22 protein-coding genes are annotated in these 20,622 nt (G+C 61.4%); 10 read left to right on the forward strand and 12 right to left on the reverse strand.

Translation table 11 applies throughout. The annotated features are described in order from the left end of the window. Positions 1 to 265 precede the first annotated feature (265 nt). The 5 genes from HU742_RS07610 to prpF all read left to right on the forward strand — a co-directional run bounded on the left by HU742_RS07610 (position 266) and on the right by prpF (position 7,024). Positions 266 to 979, forward strand: a complete 714-nt coding sequence (locus tag HU742_RS07610; RefSeq protein WP_186641645.1) for a GntR family transcriptional regulator — start codon at positions 266 to 268, stop codon at positions 977 to 979. Then, positions 976 to 1,860 carry a methylisocitrate lyase gene (prpB, locus tag HU742_RS07615; protein ID WP_186641647.1) on the forward strand — a complete coding sequence of 295 codons (885 nt, stop codon included), beginning with the start codon at positions 976 to 978 and terminating at the stop codon, positions 1,858 to 1,860. Before HU742_RS07610 ends, prpB begins: the two co-directional genes overlap by 4 nt. Before the next feature lie 41 nt (positions 1,861 to 1,901). Then, a complete protein-coding gene (gene prpC, locus HU742_RS07620) occupies positions 1,902 to 3,029 on the forward strand; it encodes a bifunctional 2-methylcitrate synthase/citrate synthase (protein ID WP_186645285.1) in 1,128 nt (375 codons plus the stop codon). Between the two features lie 144 nt (positions 3,030 to 3,173). Further along, positions 3,174 to 5,765 (forward strand): Fe/S-dependent 2-methylisocitrate dehydratase AcnD, encoded by a 2,592-nt coding sequence (acnD, locus tag HU742_RS07625; protein ID WP_186641651.1) that lies wholly within the window; start codon positions 3,174 to 3,176, stop codon positions 5,763 to 5,765. A gap of 65 nt (positions 5,766 to 5,830) precedes the next feature. Beyond that, positions 5,831 to 7,024 (forward strand): 2-methylaconitate cis-trans isomerase PrpF, encoded by a 1,194-nt coding sequence (prpF, locus tag HU742_RS07630; protein WP_186641653.1) that lies wholly within the window; start codon positions 5,831 to 5,833, stop codon positions 7,022 to 7,024. Between the two features lie 56 nt (positions 7,025 to 7,080). On the opposite strand, the gene HU742_RS07635 is transcribed toward prpF, so the two are convergent. The 10 genes from HU742_RS07635 to soxR form a co-directional block, all read right to left on the reverse strand. Next, positions 7,081 to 7,974 carry a metal ABC transporter substrate-binding protein gene (locus HU742_RS07635; protein ID WP_186641655.1) on the reverse strand — a complete coding sequence of 298 codons (894 nt, stop codon included), beginning with the start codon at positions 7,972 to 7,974 and terminating at the stop codon, positions 7,081 to 7,083. Beyond that, the gene (locus HU742_RS07640; protein WP_186641657.1) at positions 7,975 to 8,874 is read right to left on the reverse strand and encodes a metal ABC transporter permease; all 900 of its coding nucleotides are present in this window, start codon (positions 8,872 to 8,874) and stop codon (positions 7,975 to 7,977) included. Then, entirely contained in the window at positions 8,871 to 9,626 is a 756-nt protein-coding gene (locus HU742_RS07645) for a metal ABC transporter ATP-binding protein (protein ID WP_186641659.1), read from the reverse strand. The genes HU742_RS07640 and HU742_RS07645 overlap by 4 nt, the downstream gene beginning before the upstream one ends. Next, the gene (locus HU742_RS07650; protein WP_186641661.1) at positions 9,623 to 10,552 is read right to left on the reverse strand and encodes a metal ABC transporter solute-binding protein, Zn/Mn family; all 930 of its coding nucleotides are present in this window, start codon (positions 10,550 to 10,552) and stop codon (positions 9,623 to 9,625) included. Before HU742_RS07650 ends, HU742_RS07645 begins: the two co-directional genes overlap by 4 nt. 34 nt (positions 10,553 to 10,586) lie before the next feature. Next, on the reverse strand, positions 10,587 to 11,162 hold the full coding sequence (locus HU742_RS07655) for a DUF6162 family protein (RefSeq protein WP_186641663.1): 576 nt from the start codon (positions 11,160 to 11,162) through the stop codon (positions 10,587 to 10,589). Then, a complete protein-coding gene (locus tag HU742_RS07660; RefSeq protein ID WP_186611444.1) occupies positions 11,159 to 11,485 on the reverse strand; it encodes a hypothetical protein in 327 nt (108 codons plus the stop codon). The genes HU742_RS07655 and HU742_RS07660 overlap by 4 nt, the downstream gene beginning before the upstream one ends. After that, positions 11,482 to 12,024, reverse strand: coding sequence for a PA2404 family protein (locus tag HU742_RS07665; RefSeq protein WP_186611443.1), 543 nt, complete (start codon positions 12,022 to 12,024; stop codon positions 11,482 to 11,484). The genes HU742_RS07660 and HU742_RS07665 overlap by 4 nt, the downstream gene beginning before the upstream one ends. Then, positions 12,021 to 13,235, reverse strand: a complete 1,215-nt coding sequence (locus tag HU742_RS07670) for a PepSY-associated TM helix domain-containing protein (RefSeq protein ID WP_186641665.1) — start codon at positions 13,233 to 13,235, stop codon at positions 12,021 to 12,023. The genes HU742_RS07665 and HU742_RS07670 overlap by 4 nt, the downstream gene beginning before the upstream one ends. 223 nt (positions 13,236 to 13,458) lie before the next feature. After that, positions 13,459 to 13,920, reverse strand: a complete 462-nt coding sequence (locus HU742_RS07675; RefSeq protein ID WP_186641667.1) for a VOC family protein — start codon at positions 13,918 to 13,920, stop codon at positions 13,459 to 13,461. A 106-nt stretch (positions 13,921 to 14,026) separates the two neighbouring features. Further along, entirely contained in the window at positions 14,027 to 14,482 is a 456-nt protein-coding gene (gene soxR / locus HU742_RS07680) for a redox-sensitive transcriptional activator SoxR (RefSeq protein WP_186641685.1), read from the reverse strand. Between the two features lie 92 nt (positions 14,483 to 14,574). On the opposite strand from soxR, the gene HU742_RS07685 reads away from it, so the two are divergent. From HU742_RS07685 to HU742_RS07705, 5 genes are all read left to right on the forward strand, one after another. Beyond that, entirely contained in the window at positions 14,575 to 14,988 is a 414-nt protein-coding gene (locus HU742_RS07685) for an antibiotic biosynthesis monooxygenase (RefSeq protein WP_186641669.1), read from the forward strand. Between the two features lie 68 nt (positions 14,989 to 15,056). Beyond that, complete coding sequence (locus tag HU742_RS07690; protein WP_186641671.1) at positions 15,057 to 15,323, forward strand: hypothetical protein; 267 nt, start codon at positions 15,057 to 15,059, stop codon at positions 15,321 to 15,323. Between the two features lie 98 nt (positions 15,324 to 15,421). Continuing rightward, positions 15,422 to 16,036 carry a LysE family translocator gene (locus HU742_RS07695; RefSeq protein WP_186641673.1) on the forward strand — a complete coding sequence of 205 codons (615 nt, stop codon included), beginning with the start codon at positions 15,422 to 15,424 and terminating at the stop codon, positions 16,034 to 16,036. Between the two features lie 160 nt (positions 16,037 to 16,196). Further along, a complete protein-coding gene (locus HU742_RS07700) occupies positions 16,197 to 17,363 on the forward strand; it encodes a cysteine desulfurase family protein (protein ID WP_186641675.1) in 1,167 nt (388 codons plus the stop codon). 49 nt (positions 17,364 to 17,412) lie between these two features. Then, positions 17,413 to 19,221 (forward strand): aminopeptidase P family protein, encoded by a 1,809-nt coding sequence (locus tag HU742_RS07705; protein WP_186641677.1) that lies wholly within the window; start codon positions 17,413 to 17,415, stop codon positions 19,219 to 19,221. Between the two features lie 9 nt (positions 19,222 to 19,230). Here the strand turns inward: HU742_RS07705 and HU742_RS07710 are convergent, their stop codons facing one another. Both HU742_RS07710 and HU742_RS07715 read right to left on the reverse strand, forming a co-directional pair. After that, positions 19,231 to 19,821 carry a 2-hydroxychromene-2-carboxylate isomerase gene (locus HU742_RS07710; RefSeq protein ID WP_186641679.1) on the reverse strand — a complete coding sequence of 197 codons (591 nt, stop codon included), beginning with the start codon at positions 19,819 to 19,821 and terminating at the stop codon, positions 19,231 to 19,233. Between the two features lie 36 nt (positions 19,822 to 19,857). Then, positions 19,858 to 20,586 (reverse strand): SDR family oxidoreductase, encoded by a 729-nt coding sequence (locus tag HU742_RS07715; RefSeq protein ID WP_186641680.1) that lies wholly within the window; start codon positions 20,584 to 20,586, stop codon positions 19,858 to 19,860. Positions 20,587 to 20,622 lie beyond the last annotated feature (36 nt).

Here is a 20,622-nt window from a genome sequence, read left to right on the forward strand (position 1 = left end):
AGCGTTCCGTTTTCGGTTCAGGCCCTGGCATTACTGCACAAGCTCCCTAGGTTGCCTCCTCTATATAGGAAGAGCGGCAATTGCGGCGGCATTCTAGCACGGTGGTTTTCTGACGCCACCGCTGGCCGGGGGCTACGAGTCGTCGGTACGGTCGGTTATGGCAGGGGCGTTTATTAGACGATTGTCAACAATACCTATTTTTGTTTTGACGTTAAGGCGGTCAAAGGGTAATTTTCGCCATATTGATCTCCAAGGTGTCGACAATATGCTCGATCAGCTCGAAACTCTGATCCCGGTCCAAGACGATGTCGAGACCCTCTCGGAGAACGTCTTCCGACGCATCCAGGCGGCCATCGTCAAAGGCGAAATCGCCCCGGGCAGCAAGATCTCCGAGCCCGAGCTAGCCCGGACCTACGGCATCAGCCGTGGGCCGCTGCGCGAGGCGATCCACCGCCTGGAAGGCCAGCGCCTGCTGGTGCGCATCCCGCATGTTGGGGCGCGAGTGGTGTCGCTGAGCCATGCCGAACTGCTCGAACTCTACGAAATCCGTGAATCCCTGGAAGGCATGGCCTGCCGTCTGGCGGCCGAACGCATGACTCTCGAAGAAATCGACGAACTGCGCCGCGTGCTGGAAACCCACGAGCGCGATGCGGCGTTCCAGGCCGGTGTCGGTTACTACCAGCAGGAAGGTGATTTCGACTTTCATTACCGGATCATCCAGGGCAGCGGCAACCGCACCCTGACGCAAATGCTCTGCGGCGAGTTGTACCAACTGGTGCGCATGTATCGCATCCAGTTTTCCACCACGCCAAACCGTCCGCGCCAGGCCTTTGCCGAGCATCACCGGATTCTCGACGCCATCGCCGACCGTGATGGCGAACTGGCTGAATTATTGATGCGCCGGCACATCGGCGCTTCCAAACGCAATATCGCGCGCCATTTCCAGGACAGCGCCGCCACTGAACGAGGTGAGTCATGAGCAACAGCACTCCAGGCCAGCGTTTCCGCGATGCGGTCGCCAGCGAACATCCCCTGCAAGTGGTCGGCGCCATCAACGCCAACCACGCGCTGCTGGCCAAGCGCGCCGGTTTCAAGGCGATCTACTTGTCGGGCGGCGGCGTGGCGGCCGGTTCCCTCGGCGTGCCGGACCTGGGCATTACCGGCCTGGATGACGTGCTGACCGATGTGCGCCGCATCACCGACGTGTGTGATCTGCCGCTGCTGGTGGACGTGGATACCGGGTTTGGTTCATCGGCGTTCAACGTCGCCCGCACGGTCAAGTCGATGATCAAGTTCGGCGCGGCGGCGATTCATATCGAGGATCAGGTCGGCGCCAAGCGTTGCGGCCATCGTCCGAACAAGGAAATCGTCTCGCAGCAGGAGATGGTCGACCGCATCAAGGCCGCCGTCGATGCCCGCACCGACGACAGTTTCGTGATCATGGCGCGTACCGATGCCCTCGCGGTGGAAGGCTTGGAATCGGCCCTGGACCGTGCGGCCGCCTGCATCGAGGCCGGTGCCGACATGATTTTCCCGGAAGCCATCACCGAGCTTGAGATGTACAAGCTGTTCGCCAACCGCGTGAAAGCGCCGATCCTGGCCAACATCACCGAATTCGGCGCGACCCCGCTGTACACCACCGAACAGCTTGCGGGTGCCGACGTGTCCCTGGTGCTGTATCCGTTGTCAGCGTTCCGCGCCATGAACAAGGCCGCCGAGAACGTCTACACCGCGATTCGCCGCGACGGCACACAACAGAATGTCATCGACACCATGCAGACCCGCATGGAGCTTTACGATCGCATCGACTATCACACGTTCGAGCAGAAGCTCGATGCGTTGTTTGCGGCGAAGAAGTAAGGCGCGACTCCCCCACAAATTCAAGAAAATGGAGACAGCAAATGGCCGAAGCAAAAGTACTCAGTGGCGCCGGGCTCCGTGGCCAGGTGGCCGGGCAAACCGCACTGTCCACCGTGGGCCAGACGGGCGCTGGCCTGACCTATCGCGGCTATGACGTTCGCGACCTGGCGGCTGACGCTCAATTTGAAGAAGTGGCTTACCTGCTGCTGTACGGCGAGCTGCCAACCCAGGCACAACTGGATGCCTACATGAGCAAGCTGCGCCAGTTGCGCGACTTGCCGCAAGCCCTGAAGGAAGTGCTGGAACGCATACCCGCCGACGCCCACCCGATGGACGTGATGCGCACCGGTTGCTCGTTCCTCGGCAATCTGGAGCCCGAGCAGGATTTTTCCGAGCAGCACGACAAGACCGATCGCCTGTTGGCCGCGTTCCCGGCGATCATGTGCTACTGGTATCGCTTCAGCCACCAAGGCCAGCGCATCGAATGCGTGACCGACGAAGTGTCCATCGGCGGCCACTTCCTGCACCTGCTGCACGGCAAGCAGCCGAGCGAGCTGCACGTCAAGGTGATGAACGTGTCGCTGATCCTTTACGCCGAACATGAATTCAACGCCTCGACCTTCACCGCCCGGGTCTGCGCTTCCACGCTGTCGGACCTGTTCTCCTGCATCACCGCTGCCATCGGCTCGCTGCGCGGCCCGTTGCATGGCGGTGCGAACGAGGCGGCGATGGAAATGATCGAACGCTTCAGCTCGCCTCAGGAAGCCATCGAAGGCACCCTCGGCATGCTGGCGCGCAAGGACAAGATCATGGGCTTCGGCCACGCGATCTATAAGGACAACGACCCGCGCAACGAGGTGATCAAGGGCTGGTCGAAAAAACTCGCCGATGAAGTCGGCGACACGGTGTTGTTCCCGGTCTCCGAAGCCATCGACAAGACCATGTGGGAACAGAAGAAGCTGTTTCCCAACGCCGATTTCTACCATGCCTCGGCGTACCACTTCATGGGCATCCCGACCAAGCTGTTTACGCCGATCTTCGTTTGCTCGCGCCTGACCGGCTGGGCCGCCCACGTGTTCGAACAACGTGCCAACAACCGCATCATCCGACCGAGCGCCGAATACACCGGCGTCGAACAGCGCAAGTTCGTGCCAATCGAACAACGCTGAGCGGGAGGGCTCGCGCGATTACTCTGATCGTTCCCACGCGCTGCGTGGGAGTGCCGCCCGGGACGCTCCGCGTCCCTGTAACGCGGGAACGATCATGGTCGTGGCAAGTGCCCTTCTGAAACCACCGTGACCCGAGTCCTGACGATGAACACAGAATTTCGCAAATCGCTGCCCGGCACTTCGCTGGATTATTTCGACGTTCGCGCTGCCGTGGAGGCCATCCGCCCCGGCGCCTACGACGGCCTGCCGTACACTTCCCGCGTGCTGGCGGAAAACCTCGTGCGCCGCTGCGATCCGGCCACGCTGCGCGAGTCGCTGCTGCAACTGATCGAGCGCAAGCGCGACCTGGACTTCCCGTGGTTCCCGGCGCGCGTGGTGTGTCACGACATCCTCGGCCAGACCGCCTTGGTGGACCTGGCCGGCTTGCGCGACGCCATCGCCTTGCAGGGTGGCGATCCGGCGCAGGTCAACCCGGTGGTGCCGACTCAACTGATCGTCGACCATTCCCTGGCGGTGGAAAGCGGAGGTTCCGACCCGCAAGCCTTCGCCAAGAACCGCGCGATTGAAGACCGGCGCAACGAAGACCGCTTTCACTTCATCAACTGGACCAAGAAAGCCTTCAAGAACGTCGATGTGATCCCGCCGGGCAACGGGATCATGCACCAGATCAACCTGGAAAAAATGTCGCCGGTGATCCAGCAGCGTGACGGCGTTGCGTTCCCCGATACGTGTGTCGGCACCGACAGCCATACGCCCCACGTCGATGCCCTGGGCGTGATCGCCATCGGCGTCGGCGGGCTGGAAGCCGAAAGCGTCATGCTCGGTCGCGCTTCATGGATGCGCCTGCCGGAAATCATCGGTGTCGAGCTGACCGGCAAACTGCAACCGGGCATCACCGCCACGGACATGGTGCTGGCGCTGACCGAGTTCCTGCGCAAGCAGAAAGTCGTCGGGGCGTGGCTGGAGTTTTTCGGCGAAGGCGCCAGTGCCTTGACCTTGGGCGATCGTGCGACGATCTCCAACATGGCTCCGGAATACGGCGCCACCGCGGCGATGTTCCATATTGACCAACAGACGATCGATTACCTCAAGCTCACCGGCCGCGAAGACACCCAGGTGCAGTTGGTGGAAACCTATGCCAAGCACGTGGGCCTGTGGGCCGACAGCCTCAAGGGCGCGCAATACGAGCGCGGCCTGACCTTCGACCTGTCGTCGGTGGTGCGTAACATGGCAGGTCCGAGCAATCCCCACGCCCGTGTCGCGGTGTCGGATCTGGCTGCCAAAGGCATTTCCGGCCAGTGGGACGATGTGCCCGGACAAATGCCCGACGGCGCGGTGATCATCGCCGCGATCACCAGTTGCACCAACACCAGTAACCCGCGCAACGTGATCGCCGCCGGCCTGCTGGCGCGCAACGCCAATCGCTTGGGTTTGGCCCGCAAACCGTGGGTCAAGTCGTCCCTGGCGCCGGGTTCGAAAACCGTGGCGCTGTACCTGGACGAAGCCGGCCTGACGACCGAACTCGAGAAGCTGGGCTTCGGCGTCGTGGCGTTTGCCTGCACCACCTGCAACGGCATGTCCGGCGCGTTGGACCCGGTGATCCAGCAGGAAATCATCGACCGCGACCTGTACGCCACCGCCGTGCTGTCGGGCAACCGCAACTTCGACGGGCGTATCCACCCATACGCCAAGCAAGCCTTCCTGGCTTCGCCGCCGCTGGTGGTGGCTTATGCCATCGCCGGGACCATTCGCTTCGATATCGAGAAGGATGTGCTGGGCGTGGTGGACGGTCAGGAAGTCCGTCTCAAGGACATCTGGCCGAGCGACGAAGAAATCGACGCGGTGGTCAAGGCGTCGGTGAAACCGGAGCAGTTCCGCCAGGTGTACATCCCGATGTTCGCCATCCAGGAAGACACCGGGCCGAAAGTGACGCCGCTGTACGACTGGCGCCCACAAAGCACCTACATCCGTCGTCCGCCGTATTGGGAAGGGGCGCTGGCCGGTGCGCGGCCGCTCAAGGGCATGCGCCCGCTGGCGGTGCTGCCGGACAACATCACCACCGACCACCTGTCGCCGTCCAACGCCATCATGCTGGACAGCGCCGCCGGCGAATACCTGGCGAAAATGGGCTTGCCGGAGGAAGACTTCAACTCCTACGCGACCCACCGTGGCGACCACCTGACCGCGCAGCGCGCCACCTTTGCCAACCCGAAACTGTTCAACGAAATGGTTCAGGAAAACGGCAAGGTCAAGCAGGGCTCGCTGACCCGGGTCGAGCCGGAAGGCAAGGTCATGCGCATGTGGGAAGCGATTGAGACCTACATGGAACGCAAGCAGCCGTTGATCATTGTGGCTGGCGCCGACTACGGCCAGGGTTCGTCGCGGGATTGGGCGGCCAAGGGCGTGCGCCTGGCCGGTGTCGAGGCGATCGTTGCCGAAGGTTTCGAACGCATCCACCGTACCAATCTGGTGGGCATGGGCGTGTTGCCGCTGGAGTTCAAGCCCGGTACCGATCGCAAGACCCTGGGCATCGACGGCAGCGAAATCTATGACGTGATCGGCGAGCGCACCCCGCGAGCGACGCTGACCCTGGTTATCACTCGCAAGAACGGTGAGCGCGTCGAAGTGCCAGTGACCTGCCGCCTCGATACCGCCGAAGAAGTGTCGATCTACGAAGCCGGGGGCGTGCTGCAACGCTTTGCCCAGGACTTCCTTGAATCGGCGGTTGCCGTTTAAATCTCTGCGTGCGGCCAAAGGATCATGAGTCTTTTGGTCGCCTGCTTTTATGGAGCAAGAGCACCATGGCTCACTCGCCTCAAATCAAGATCCCCGCGACCTACATGCGTGGCGGCACCAGCAAAGGCGTGTTCTTCAGCCTGTTAGACCTGCCTGAAGCGGCCCGCGTCCCCGGTCCGATCCGTGACGCGCTGTTGCTACGGGTCATAGGCAGCCCCGATCCGTACGAGAAACAGATCGATGGCATGGGCGGCGCGACGTCCAGCACCAGCAAGACCGTGATCCTGTCCAAGAGCACACGCGCCGACCACGACGTCGATTATCTGTTCGGCCAGGTGTCCATCGACAAACCGTTCGTGGACTGGAGCGGCAATTGCGGCAACCTGTCGGCGGCGGTGGGCTCGTTTGCCATTGGCAGCGGTCTTGTGGATGCCAGCCGCATTCCGCGAAACGGTGTGGCCGTGGTGCGGATCTGGCAGGCCAACATCGGCAAGACCATCATCGCCCATGTGCCAATCACCGAGGGCGAGGTGCAGGAAACCGGCGATTTTGAACTCGACGGCGTGACCTTTCCGGCCGCCGAAGTGCAGCTGGAGTTCATGGATCCGGCGGCCGAGGAGGAAGGCGGCGGTGGTTCGATGTTTCCCACCGGGAATCTGGTGGATGACCTGGAGGTGCCCGGCGTCGGTACGCTCAAGGCCACGTTGATCAACGCGGGTATCCCGACGATTTTCATCAATGCCCGAGACGTTGGTTACACCGGCACCGAGTTGCAGGGTGCCATTAACGGCGATCCCAAGGCCTTGGCGATGTTCGAAGCCATCCGCGCCCACGGTGCGTTGCGCATGGGCTTGATCAAGCATCTGGACGAAGCTGCCCAGCGCCAGCACACCCCGAAAGTCGCGTTTGTCGCGCCGCCGACGGATTACATTTCATCGAGCGGAAAAGCCGTGGCTGCGCAGGATATCGACCTGCTGGTGCGGGCGTTGTCCATGGGCAAGCTGCACCACGCGATGATGGGCACCGCTGCTGTCGCCATTGGTACCGCCGCAGCGATTCGCGGGACACTGGTGAACCTGGCGGCGGGTGGCACCGAGCGCAACGCCGTGCGCTTCGGTCATCCGTCCGGAACTTTGCGCGTGGGCGCCGAGGCGAGCGAAGTCAACGGCGAATGGACCGTGAAAAAAGCCATCATGAGCCGCAGCGCGCGGGTATTGATGGAAGGTATCGTGCGAGTGCCAGGGAATGTCCTGAACTGACTGGGTCACGGTGGGAGCGAGTCCATTCGCGCCTACCGTCGGCTACGCGCCTGTCCTCATCCCTTGGTCAGCGCCGCGACGACCAGCTCCACATTGCTTTCCAGTTCCGCCACCGGATCGGCGCTGTCGGTACTCAATACCCGCAACTGACTCCCAGCTTCGGCAATGGCCGCTTTCAACGCATCCGACGGCTGGCGGTGATGGAGCACCAGTGCCACGTCGTTGTCATTCAGCGTCGCGGTCAACTGCTTGAGGGCTTCGGCGGTCCATTCGGCGTCGGGCCGGGCATCGGTGCCGATTGCGTCGAGATTCAGTCCGCTGATCAGATAACCAAAATGTTCGCTCAGGCTGAGCACGCTCAAGTTGTCGGCACTGGCCAGGCGTTTTTCGCTGTCGGCGCTGAGCTTGAGCAGGCGTTGCTTGAGCGTCGCCAGGTTGGCATCGATTTTTGTTTTGTCCGCCGGGGCCAGGCGCACCAGGTCGGCGGCAATCACGTCGGCCATGCGGCCCAGGTTATGGCTGGCCATCCACGGTTGGCTCGCCAGGCCATCGGCCATGCCCGGTTGCACGGCGATACCGGGCAGGGCGCCGTCCACCGGGCGCGCCGCGTCGACCTCGACGATGCGGATATTGCTGCGCCGGGCCATCGGATACAGCGGATCGTCCGGCCACAGCGAGCGCAGGCCTATCACCGCGTCGGCGTCGCTGGCCAGTTTGCTCAAGGCCGGCGCGCCACGGCCGCTGAAGTAGGCACTCTGGCGGGTTCCGGGCAGATTGGCGGGCGCGGCCCGCTCCAGGCTGACCTCGGTGCCTTTGAGCAAGGTCTCGCTCAACCCATAGGTGACCGGCAACGAGGCCAGCAGACGGAGCTTTTGGTCGGCGAAAGACGAATTGACAGCCACGCCGCATAACGCGACGGCCAGGGTCAGTTGTCGCAATGAAAAAACCATTTATCCAAGATTCCCTTTGAGACTGGGGACGACACCACGGGCGATGGCGCTCAGGGCGAAAGCGATGCCGGCCACCAAAATGATCGCGGCACCGGACGGGATCGGCAGGTCGAACACAATCGGCGCGAGAATCCCGCACAAGGTGCTGACGGTGGCGATCAGCACGGAGCACCAGAAAAAGCCTTTCAACGATTGGCTGAGCAAACGCGCCGCCGCCGCCGGGATCACCAGCAACGCGCCCACCAGAATGGCGCCGATGACTTTCACCGCCGCCACGGTGATCAGCGTCACCAGCACCACGAACAGGTAGTCCAGGGTCTTGACCGCCACCCCGCGAACCGCCGCCAGTTGCGGGTTAAAGCTGGCGAGCATGATCCGGTTGTACAGCGGCAGCGCCAGGGCCATCACCAGCGAGCCGACCACCGCCAGCACCACGAGGTCGTTGCCATTGACCGTCAGCACCGAGCCGAACAACACGTTTTCCAGGATGTGCACGTTGATCTTGCCCGCCAGGATCAACAGCAGGCTGGCGCCCAGGGCCAGGGACACCGAAAGGAATACGCCGATCAAGGTGTCCGGCGCCAGGCCGGTGCGGTTGCGCAAGTAATTGAGCAAGATGCCAAACAACAGGCAGTAGCCGAACAGGCTGCCGTAGGGCCCGGTGTAGGGTTCGCCGAGCAGGATACCGATGGCCACGCCAGTCAGCGCCGCATGGCCCACCGCCTCGGAGAAAAACGCGAAGCGCTTGACCACTACCAGCGTGCCAAGGCCGCCCAGCACCGGCCCGATCAATAGCCCGGCCAGCAAGGCATTGACCACGAATCCATAGGCCAGCGCCTCGGGCAGATAACCGGACGAGGCCCAGCCCTGGATCATCAAGCGAAAGGTTTCGTAGCTCATCCTGCGGCGCTCCCGTTCGTGCGTGGATGGATGGAGAACAGCGTCAGCAGGCGTTCCGGTGTCAGGGTCTGGCGCGGCGGGCCATCGAACAGTACGCGGCGATTCAGGCCGGTGACGCGGTCGGCCAGGCGCCCGACGGCTTCCAGGTCGTGTTCGATCCACAGCACCGTGATCCCGGCAAGGCGCCAGTCCTGTAGCAATTTTTCAAACACCTGGACGCCTGCCTCGTCCAGCGCCGACATCGGTTCATCCAGCACCAGCAATTGCGGTGAAGGAATCAACCCCTGGGCCAACAACACCCGCTGGCGCTCGCCGCCGGACAGCGCGCCCATGCGCCGCTTGCGCTTGTCCTGCATTCCGACCCGCTCCAGGGCCTCGCCGATGGCGCCAGCGTAGTGTTTGCTCAGGCCGAGAAAGGCTGGCCGCCGCTGACACATCGCCGCCATGAAATCATCCACTGTCATGGGCAAGCCCCGGTCGAATTCCAATGCCTGGGGCACGTAGCCGATCACCCCAGGCTCGCCCGGCCATTGCAGGCTCAAGCGGCCTTGATGCGGCATCTGCCCGAGCAAGGTCTTGATCAGCGAACTCTTGCCGCCACCGTTGGGCCCGACCAGCGCATGGATGCTGCCCGGTTGTACCTGGAATGCCACGCTGTCGAGAATCGCGGTGCGCCCCAGGTTGAGACCAACGTCGGCGAACTCGATCAGAGGGCCGGCGTGTGGCTGGATAACGGTTTCCTGGACGGTCATGCGCCGGACTCCTGGATCGCTCGGACTACCGTGTCGAGGTTGCCGGTCATTTCCTTTTCGTACTTCTCGGCGCTGTAGTCGCCGTACGAGATGTGCGAGAGCGGGTACAGCTTCACACCCGATTCACGCTGGATGGTGTCGACGTAGGTGGACGGGAAGTCCATCTCCGAGAAGATCACTTTCACGTCCAACTCGCGCAGTTGGTCGATGGTCTTTTTCAATTGGCTGGGGCTGGGCTCGATGCCGTGGGCGGGCTCGACCACTGCGGTGACTTCCAGGCCGAATTCGCGCAACAGGTAGTCGTAGGCGGCGTGCACTGTGGCGACGCGCAGTTCGGCGTTCGGCGCCTGGGTCAGCTTTGCCAGGGCGGCGGCACGCATCTGCCGCAGGCGCTTGCCATAGGCGCGGGCGTTCTGCGTATAGGCCTTGGCATTGTCCGGATCGAGCTTGCCCAATTCCCGGGCGATATTGTTGACCTGGGCGATGGACGCGCTGATGGACAGGAAAGTGTGTGGGTTTACGACCTTGCCCGCGCCTCGTGCGGCGGTGCCGGTGGCGGCCAGCAAGGGTACGTTTTCGTTGGCCTCTATGACCTTGACGCCCGGGGTTTCGCTGGCGGCGATCATGCGGTCGGCGAAATCGTCGTGGCCAACGCCGTTGAGCACGATCACGTCCAGGCCGCCGATGCGCTTGATGTCTTGCGCGCGGGGTTCATAGGCGTGAGGGTTGAAACCCGCCGGGATCAACGGCACCACTTCGGCCTTGTCGCCGACGATGTTGGCTACGTAGCTGTAATAAGGGTGCAGGGTGATGCCGATGCGCAGGCGCTTGGGTGTTTCGGCGCTCGCCAATGGGGCGACCAGGCAAGCGAGCAGGCCGATCAATAGCAGGCGCAGCAAGGGGCGGCGTTGAAATGCAATAGGCATGGGAAAACGGTCTTCTCTCGAAAAAAGCGTGGGGTCAGTGCCGGTGCTGGCGGGTTACGCCGGCATCGAATTGCGCGACGATCTGTTGCCAGCCGGCGGCGGACAAGGCGGCGTCGTCCAGTGCCGTGGGAGCCGTCGGAGAGTTGTTGCGGTTAAGCCAGATGTCCGGGACGGCGTCGGACGCTTCGCTGATGCGCATCAGAAAGGAGCCCGAGACCGACGGATTAGTGCTCGCGCCGAAGTAGGCCTGTTCGTCCAACAGTTGCCAGGCGTGGTCGCCTCGACTGACGGAACTGGCGTCGTGGGCGAACGGCGCAAAGCCTTCGTCGGCCAAGGCTTGCGGGCCGGGGAGGGCTTGCTCGCTTTCGCGCAGAAGGCGGATCTCATCCAGCGTCACCCGCAGGTCGGCATAGATGCCTTGCTCGGCGGCGCTGAGGTCGCGACGAGCATCCAGTTGATAGGTCTCCAGATGCGCGACGTCCTGGGTTTCCCCGTGCCAAGCCACGACCGAGCCGGCGCCCAATACGATAACCAGGCACAGCAGCAGCACGTAGAGGGTTTCATGGCCGGCCCCGGCGGGGCGGATGACTTGGGTTATAGGTGCGCTCATGGGGCCTCGATGTCGGCTTGGTCGATTTCCACTACGTGGCCGGGACCTGCGTCGAAGAGCACGTAGAATTCGGCGTTCGGCTTTTTGAAGGTCAGGGTCGAGTCGGCGCCGAGCTTGCCGGGGACCAGGATGGTTTCGTCGTAGCCGATGACGTCCAGCGTCACCCCCGGGGCGCCGCTGCCGTCGGAAAAACCGCCCGTGCATTGGATCTGTTCGGCGTCGATGGCCTTGCATTCGCACATCGGGTTGTGGGCCAGTGCGCTGGTGCTCAAGCCTGCACAGAGCAGCAGCGCCAGGCTGTTGAAAGAGGCGCGGAGGGTCATGGTCGGGCTCCTTGGGATTTCAACCAGGCGACGGTGGCCGGGGAGGCCTGGCTCAGGGGAATGGAAGCTTGATGCATCGAACCGTCCCAGCCTTCAAGGGTGATCCACAGTTCGGCGTCTGGCTGGGTCTTTTTCGGCACTGGCAGCAGGGCGCCCATGCGATACGGCGAGCCGAAGAAAATCACCCCGGCGGCCCGCAGGCTGCGCGGTTTGCCGATGCGCAAGTAGGTGGCCTTGACCTGGCTGATGCAGCGCTGGCAGAGGGCGGCGTTGAAGTGTTTCATCGGGCCGGCGGGCCCCTGGGTGCGAGGCGCTTCATTGCGAAACTCCGCCAGGCGCAAGCTCCACGGCCCGACCTGGACCTCGCCGACTTCACGCTCGCCAAGCCCCCCGTCTCCTCGGAACAGAGCCGCTTCTGAAAAATACTTAGGCATGAAACCCAGGGGAATCAACAGCAACAACACGTTGAGGTGGAAACGCCATTTGTGCCAGAACTGGCCCAGGCGTGAAGGTGATGTTGTTGTGGTGGACGGGTTCACAGGTTGCCCTCCGGCGAGTCACGGTGCAGGGACGGCTGCAATAAAGGCGCGGCCAAGGCCTGTGGTGCGGGTTTCTGGCTGCGCTTGAAGGCGTTGGCGGTCGCCAGGGCCGTGCGTTTGGTCCAGATCAACAGGCCGCTGAGGACCATCAGGCTCAGGACCAGGCCAAAGAAGAACCAGATGAGCTTGATCCACAGTCCGCCGAAATCCCCGGTGTGCAACGGGCGCATCGATTCGGTGACGAACTCCAGTGCCGTACGGTCCGACAACAAGCGCGAGGCGTCCACGTCACCGTTGTAGGGATTGATAGTCGCGGTCTGGAACATCAGGGGATACCAGCCGCGACCGCCGATTTCCAAATGGCTGTAGGCATTGAAGGGCAGGCTGACGAAGCTCGCCTCCAGCCCTGGGATTCGCTGCTGGGCGATTTCGATGGCGCGATCCAGGCTCAGCTGTGGCGGCGGCACGCCATCGGCCGAGAGCGGAACGCTTTCGCGGGCCACTACCGGGACGACCGGTGCGCTGGAGATGGAAATCCCGTTGTCGGCGAGCGCGGCCTCGATCAGAAACCAGACGCCAGTGATGGAAATGACCGCAATGAACCAGATCGACCAGATGCCGCTGAGCCGATGGAAGTCGCCCCAGAAAATACGGGCGCCGTGGCGGATGCGCAGGGTCGGACGGAAGAAACCCTTCCAGAAACGCTTGTAGACCACCAGCCCGGTCACCAGGGACGCGAGCAGCGGCAGGCCGAGGAAAGACACCAGGTACCAGCCCCAGCTGTAACCGTTGGTGAATGGCACCAGCCACCATCCATGCAGTGCACGTGTAAAGGCCCTGAAGTTGAACGCCGGGGCCGATCCCTGGATGACGCCGCTGTAGGGGTTTACGTAGACGGTGTCAGGGCGGCCGTCGGGGTAGGTGACCTTGGCCTCCAGGGCGAAATGCGATTCGTCCGGACGCACGATGCTTTGCACTTGGGTCAGCGGTTGGGCCTGCTTGATGGCGGCAATCACCTGGTCATAGCTGAGCAGCGGGGCATCGTCCGAGGGTTCGCTGGCGCGCATTTCAGGGTTCACCAGCCAGACAATCTCCTGGCTGACCACCGCCAGGGTGCCCGTGACGCAAACTATCAGGACGAAGAACCAGATGGGCAGCGCCAGCCAGCTATGAACCAGGAACCAGAGTTTTGAACGGGATTTCTTGGACATGATTGCGCGTCTTGATTCGATGAAAGGTTATGTGTCACGGGCTTCGTAACGCCATGAACCCTGGGAAAACAGACCGTGGCTTTTGCCGACGCGGCCTGCTGCATCTAATTAAGACGAATGAGCGACCGAAATCCCGAAAGAGAAGATGAAAGAAAATGTTTCGCGTTTACTGTTCATGTCGTTTTGGCGAGGAAGTTCCCTCGCCAAAAAGGCTTTGGGCAAGTCAGCCCTGCTGTTGGAATATCTCCCTGGCTCGTTGCTCGATCTGTTCCTGGCTCAGATCCTCCTTGTGCGTCGCCAGGAACCACAGATGCCCATAGGGATCTTTCAAGGTCCCGGTGCGATCACCATAAAATTGATCCTTGACCTCGGAAATCACTGTGCCTCCGGCTTCAATCGCTTGGGTGAAGGCACTGTCCACGTCTTCGACATATAAATGCAGTCCCACCGAGGGCGATCGGTCCGGGTTGCTCAGCGGGCCCTGATCGCAAGGCGTGCCTAGCATGATCGGATAACCGTTGATGCGCAGTTCGGCATGTCCGATACCCCCATCAGGCATGGCCAGGCGCATCACCTCCGTGGCATTGAAGGCTTTTTTATAGAAGTCGATGGCTTCGGCGGCTTTTTGAATGCCCAGGTAGGGCGTGATGCTATGGAAACCTTCGGGAATCGCTTTGACGCCCATGACGTTTCTCCTTGGTTGTTATGGGAGGCGAAGAAAGTCTTCGTCGATTTGCGCCCATCCACTATAGGCCGGCCATTGCGGCTGGGCTCATGTCCCGACGAACGCCTCAAGGTTCGTCCAGCAAATGCGCCCCAGGTCCAAGCTTGCCTAGTACATCGCCATGATTGCGCAGCGGGCAACTCTCCATGGATAGGCAACCGCAGCCGATACAACCGTTGAGCCGGTCGCGCAACGCGACCAGTTGATTGATGCGCTCATCCAGGTTCCGACCCCACTGCGCCGACAAAACCTTCCAGTCGGTCGCCGTTGGCGCGCGGTTGTCCGGGAGGTTCTTCAATGCCTCGCCAATTTCCGCCAGAGGAATACCCAGGCGCTGGGCGACCTTGATCAGCGCCACGCGCCGCAGGACTTCGCGAGGGTAGCGCCGTTGATTGCCCGGGTTGCGGGTGCTTTTGATCAAGCCTTTGGATTCGTAAAAATGGAGCGCCGTGACTGCCACACCGCTGCGGGCGGCGACTTGGCCGACAGTAAGTTGCTTGTGAATATTGAGAGGCGTTGACAACTGAATCACCGCTTGACCTTGACTTAACTAGAGGTTTTACCCTGCAGGCCTTCGGATCGCAAGATTCGCCTTACGTGGACGGGGGACCTTTCATGCAATCTCCAAGTAATAACCGCAGCTTCACGCAACTGATCGAATTCGATATCGAGCCGCAGTCGCTGCAGCCGTTGGTAATCGCCCTGACGAAGCAGACCGAGCGTCTGGCCCGTGACCACCTGGGCTTCCTCAGTGCCAGTATCCAGGCCAGCGAGGACGGCCGGCGGGTACTCAATTATTTGCAATGGCAAACCCGCGAAGCGGGTGAAGCGGCGTTTCGAAGTTTCGAAAACGGCGAGGAAAATTTCTGGCAGTTGATTCAGGCGCACCGGGCCAAAGCGGTGACGTTCGGCTCGTTCCAGGTGCTGCACGACATCGAGCGCAGCCTGGACAACGCGCTGCAGTGCCGCTGGCTCAGCCAAGCGCAACGAGAAATCCCAGAGGGCGATACCCACTATCAAAACCGTTGATTTCTGCCGTGCCGGGTCGGCGGGTAGCCTTTGTTCATCGCCCAACTTCAGAACATTGGACTCCCGCCATGAATCGTATCCTTGCTGTCTTGCTGTTGTTGACTGTCACCGTATTGAGCGGTTGCGCTTCGTCGTCCCCGGAGCTGCGTCCCTACACCGCTGAGGAATCTCGCGAGCTGGCCCTTGAAGCCTTGAATCGCCGCGGCCTTTCGTTTGACGAATACCATGCGAAAAAAGCCGAACTGCTTGGTCCTTTGCAGAAGAATGTCGGCTTTGATGAGCGTGGCGAAATGAATGCCGAACGGGCCGTCCAATTGCCTGGGCGGCCAAGCTGAGGGACTGTACCGCTCGAAGTTTTGCCTAACTGTCCATGGGTTTGCGCCGGGACGTGGGGTAGGGTCAATACCTGACTGCCCCGACGGATTGACCCGCTATGACCTTATCGCTTGATCTGCTGCTGGGCTTCGCCCTGTTTGCCCTCGTGACCTCGATCACGCCAGGCCCCAACAACACCATGTTGCTGGCCTCGGGTGTCAATTTCGGTTTCAACCGTACCATTCCTCACATGCTGGGCATCACCTGCGGGTTCTTTTCCCTGGTGTTGGCGGTGGGCCTTGGCCTGGGCGCGGTGTTCCAGGCCTACCCGCTGCTCTACACCGTGCTGCGCTACGTCGGCGCGGCGTACCTGATGTACCTGGCGTGGAAGATCGCTCATTCCGGTCCCGTTTCTGACAGTGGAACCGGGGACCATAAGCCGATCAGCTATTGGGGCGCGGCGGCGTTCCAATGGGTCAACCCCAAGGCCTGGATCATGGCCATCGGTGCCATCAGTACCTACACGCCTCTGCAAGGCTACTTTTTCAACGTGGTGGTGATCGCGACGGTGTTTGCCCTCATCAATCTGCCAAGTGTCAGCTTGTGGGTGGTTTGCGGCAGCCTGTTGCGCAACTTGTTGCGTGATCGTCGATGGCTGCGCCTGTTCAACTGGGGCATGGCGCTGCTGCTGGTCGCATCGCTGTATCCGTTGTTGCTCGAAAGCGTGAGCTGAGGGCTGAGCTTCGAGGCGATGCCTGCTAAGCTCGCTTTTCCAGGAGCGTTCCTACGCACTTTTAAACGAAGTCCGACTTCTTTAAGGTCTTGATCAGGTATAGCTTGTCTCGAACCCAACGAGGGCATCCTGATCCCGGAGCAGGCTCTGCGAGTTTCTTATGAATAAGCGTCCTTTGTATTTCGATTATGCCGCCACCACACCGGTGGATGAGCGAGTCATCCAAGTCATGGTCCAGTGCCTGGGGTTTGACGGTAATTTTGGCAACCCGGCCTCCAGCTCCCATGCCTTCGGACAGGAAGCCCGGCGTTCCGTGGAGCAGGCGCGAGCGCAGGTGGCCCACTTGGTTGGGGCTCAACCCGGGCAAATCGTCTGGACGTCCGGCGCCACCGAATCCAACAACCTGGCCATCAAGGGCGTGGCCCAGATGCGCGGTGCGCGCGCTGGCCATGTCATCACCAGCCTGATCGAACACAAGGCGGTCCTCGACACCGTCAGGCAGCTCGAGGAAAGTGGCGTCGCGGTGACCTGGCTGGCGCCGGACGCCGATGGGCTGATCAGTCCGCAAGCGGTTCGCGAGGCGTTGCGTGACGACACATTCCTGGTGTCGCTGATGCTGGTGAACAATGAGTTGGGCACCCTCAATGATGCCGTCGCCATCGGCGAAATCGTTCGCGAGCATGGTGCGCTGTTCCACATGGACGCGGCCCAGGGCGCCGGCAAGGTGAGCATCGACCTGGCCCGGTGGCCGGTGGACCTGATGTCTTTTTCGGCGCACAAGATCTACGGCCCCAAGGGCATCGGCGCGCTTTATGTCGGTGATCGCGCGCGGGCGCACCTGTCGGCCCAGATCCATGGCGGAGGTCATGAAGGTGGCTTGCGCTCCGGTACCCTGGCCACCCACCAGATTGCAGCGATGGGCGCGGCATTCGAGCTGGCGGCGCAGTTCTTTGATGAAGAGCTCGCCAAAATCGCCCGGTTGCGCAATCGTTTGCTTGAGCCGCTGCTGGCGTTGCCCGGTGTATGTATAAATGGCAGTGCGAACTGCCGGATCCCCCACACACTGAGCGTTACTTTCAACGCCGGCGAATTCAACCCGGCGACGCTGGGCGCATCGATTGCATTTTCCGCGACCTCGGCCTGCAACTCGGCGCAGAACACCCCGTCCCACGTGCTGCTTGCCCTGGGGCACGATGCGCGTGCGGCCGGGCGGACCATCCGCTTGAGCCTTGGTCGCTTTACCAGCGAGCAGGATGTCGATGAGGCCGTGCGGTTGATCAAGCTAGCCTGCACGGCTGCGCCGGCTTTCTGGGCGGCAGCGCCCTGAGCCGAACGTGTTTGGCATCGAACAATAAAATTGATTAGCAGGAGTAATGATGAGCACCCAGCCTTTGACCGCGGGACAGATTCCCCAGCGCCTGGCCCGAATCCGCCAATTGATGAGCGAGGAGGGCGTTCACGCGCTGCTGGTTCCATCAGCCGACCCGCATCTATCCGAGTATCTGCCGGGCTACTGGCAAGGGCGCCAATGGTTGTCGGGCTTCCATGGCTCGGTCGGTACCTTGATCGTCACTGCGGATTTCGCCGGGGTCTGGGCGGACAGTCGTTATTGGGAGCAGGCCACACAAGAACTGGAGGGCAGCGGCATCGAGCTGGTCAAACTCATTCCCGGCCAGCCTGGCCCGTTGGATTGGTTGGGCGAGCAGACGCCTGAAGGCGGCGTGGTTGCAGTTGACGGTGCGGTCATGGCCGTGGCGTCGGCCCGAACGTTGAGCAGCAAGCTTGAGTCGCGTGGCGCGCGATTGCGTACTGATATCGACCTGCTTCAGCAGGTTTGGACCGATCGTCCGGAGCTGCCTGGTCAGCCGGTGTACGCCCACCTCCCACCACAAGCGACGGTCAACCGTGTCGAGAAGCTTGCCAAGCTGCGTGAATCTCTCAAGGAGCGCGGCGCCGATTGGCATTTCATCGCCACGCTAGACGACATCGCCTGGCTGTTCAACCTGCGCGGCGCGGATGTGTCGTTCAATCCTGTATTCGTTTCCTTTGCCTTGATCAGCCAGCAGCGGGCAACGTTGTTTGTCGCCCTGGGCAAAATCGATGCATCGCTGCGTGCCCTCCTCGAACAGGATGGCGTGACGTTGCGCGACTACAGCGAGGCCGCGGCCGCTTTGCGTGAAGTTCCGAGCGACGCGAGCTTGCAGGTTGATCCGGCGCGGGTCACGGTCGGATTGCTGGACAACCTCAACAGTGGCGTGAAACTGGTCGAAGGGCTAAATCCCACGACACTGGCCAAATCCCGCAAAAGCCTGGCCGATGCCGAGCACATTCGTCTAGCCATGGAGCAGGACGGAGCGGCACTCTGCGAATTCTTCGCCTGGCTGGAGAATGCCTGGGGCCGCGAACGCATCACCGAGCTGACCATCGATGAGCACCTGACCGCAGCGCGCAAGCGTCGGCCGGATTTTATTTCCCTGAGCTTCAATACCATTGCAGCGTTCAATGCCAATGGCGCGATGCCGCATTATCACGCGACGGAAGAAGCGCACGCGGTTATTGAAGGCGATGGTTTGCTGCTGATCGATTCGGGTGGCCAATACCTGGGCGGTACCACGGACATCACGCGCATGGTGCCAGTCGGAACGCCGACACCAGAGCAGAAGCGTGATTGCACTCGTGTGCTCAAAGGCGTGATTGCCTTGTCCAGGGCCAAATTTCCAAAGGGCATCCTGTCGCCCTTGCTGGATGCCATCGCCCGCGCGCCCATCTGGGCTGAACAGGTGGATTACGGCCATGGCACTGGCCACGGCGTCGGTTATTTCCTGAATGTTCACGAGGGACCGCAGGTCATTGCCTACCAGGCCGCAGCCACGCCACAAACGGCAATGCAGCCGGGCATGATCACATCCATCGAGCCAGGCACGTATCGTCCCGGTCGCTGGGGTGTGCGCATCGAGAACCTGGTGTTGAATCGCGAGGCGGGCAGCAGCGAGTTCGGTGATTTCCTTGAGTTTGAAACCCTGACTCTATGCCCGATCGACACCCGTTGCCTCGAGCCGTCCCTGCTGACCCAGGATGAAAAAGACTGGTTCAACGGCTACCACGCCGAGGTTCAGCGTCGATTGAGCCCGTTGCTGGACGGCGACGCGCTGCAATGGCTGAATACCCGGACTGCGGCAATCTGAGGCAAGGGATCAGCCAAGGGCTTCACGGACGAAGTCCAGCCGATCCTGGCCAAAAAACAGTTCTGCGCCCACGAACATGCTCGGGGCGCCGAACACCCCACGCCTGATAGCTTCTTCTGTGGTTGTCTTGAGCGCTTCCTTGATCTGTTCATCTGCGGTCAAGGCCAGCACATCATCAGGATCGAAACCGCCCTCGCTCAGGACCGCCGCCACGGTTGCCGGATCGTTCAGGTTGCGGGCATCGACCCACAATGCTCGGAACAGACACTCAACAAAAGCCTCGAAACGCTCGGGCTGGCGCAACTGCATGCCGGTCACGGCACGCATCAGCAGCAACGTGTTGATCGGGAAATAAGGATTGAGCTTGAAATCCACGCCGTAACGTTTGGCAAAGCGATTCAGATCCTTGAACAGGTAAGGTCCTTTGGCTGGCACGGTCACCGGTGATGCGTTGCCCGTTGCCTTGAATACGCCACCGAGGAGCATCGGGCGGTAAATAAGTTTGCTGGCCGTTTGCGCGCAAAGCGCGGGCAACTGGGTATAGGCCAAATAGGTGGTCGGGCTGCCGAGATCGAAGAAAAATTCCACAGATTTATTCATGAGCGTTGCTCTCTTATTGGTATAGGAAGGAGGGGGCTACCAGCGTTCGCTCCAGGGGCGCAGGTCCAGCTCGAAGGTCCAGGCGTCGCGAGGCTGGGTGTGCAGATACCAATAATTTTCAGCAATGTGCCCAGGGTCGAGGATGCCGTCCTCATCCTTGGTTGCGTATTTTTCAGGGAAATTATTGCGGATGAAATCAGTGTCGATGGCGCCGTCGACCACCACATGAGCCACGTGGATATTCATCGGCCCCAGTTCACGCGCCATACTCTGGGCCAGCGCGCGTATGCCGTGCTTCGCCCCGGCAAACGCGGCGAACCCAGATGCGCCGCGTAATCCCGCCGTGGCCCCGGTGAACAGAATTGTACCGCGCTGGCGCTTGACCATGCGCTTGGCCACTTCCCGCGCGTTGAGAAAACCTGAGAAACATGCCATCTCCCAGATCTTGAAATACTTGCGTGCTGTCTCTTCCAGGATGCTGCACGGCACGTTGGCGCCGATATTAAATACAAAGGCTTCGATCGGGCCGAGTTGAGTCTCGATTTGCTCGATCAATGCAATGACGTCGTCTTCCTTGCGCGCATCGCAAGCGAATCCGTGGGCTTCGCCGCCTTGGGCTCGAATGTCGTTGACCAACGGTTCGAGCTTGTCGGCGCTGCGACGCGTCACACATGCGACGAAACCCTCCTGGGCGAAACGCCTGGCGATGGCGCCCCCTGTGGCATCGCCCGCACCAACAACCAGTACGATCTTCTTATTATTCATGATCAGTCCTATAGGTAAACGATCGTTAGCTAAACG

Source organism: Pseudomonas marvdashtae (assembly GCF_014268655.2).
GTDB lineage: Bacteria > Pseudomonadota > Gammaproteobacteria > Pseudomonadales > Pseudomonadaceae > Aquipseudomonas > Aquipseudomonas marvdashtae.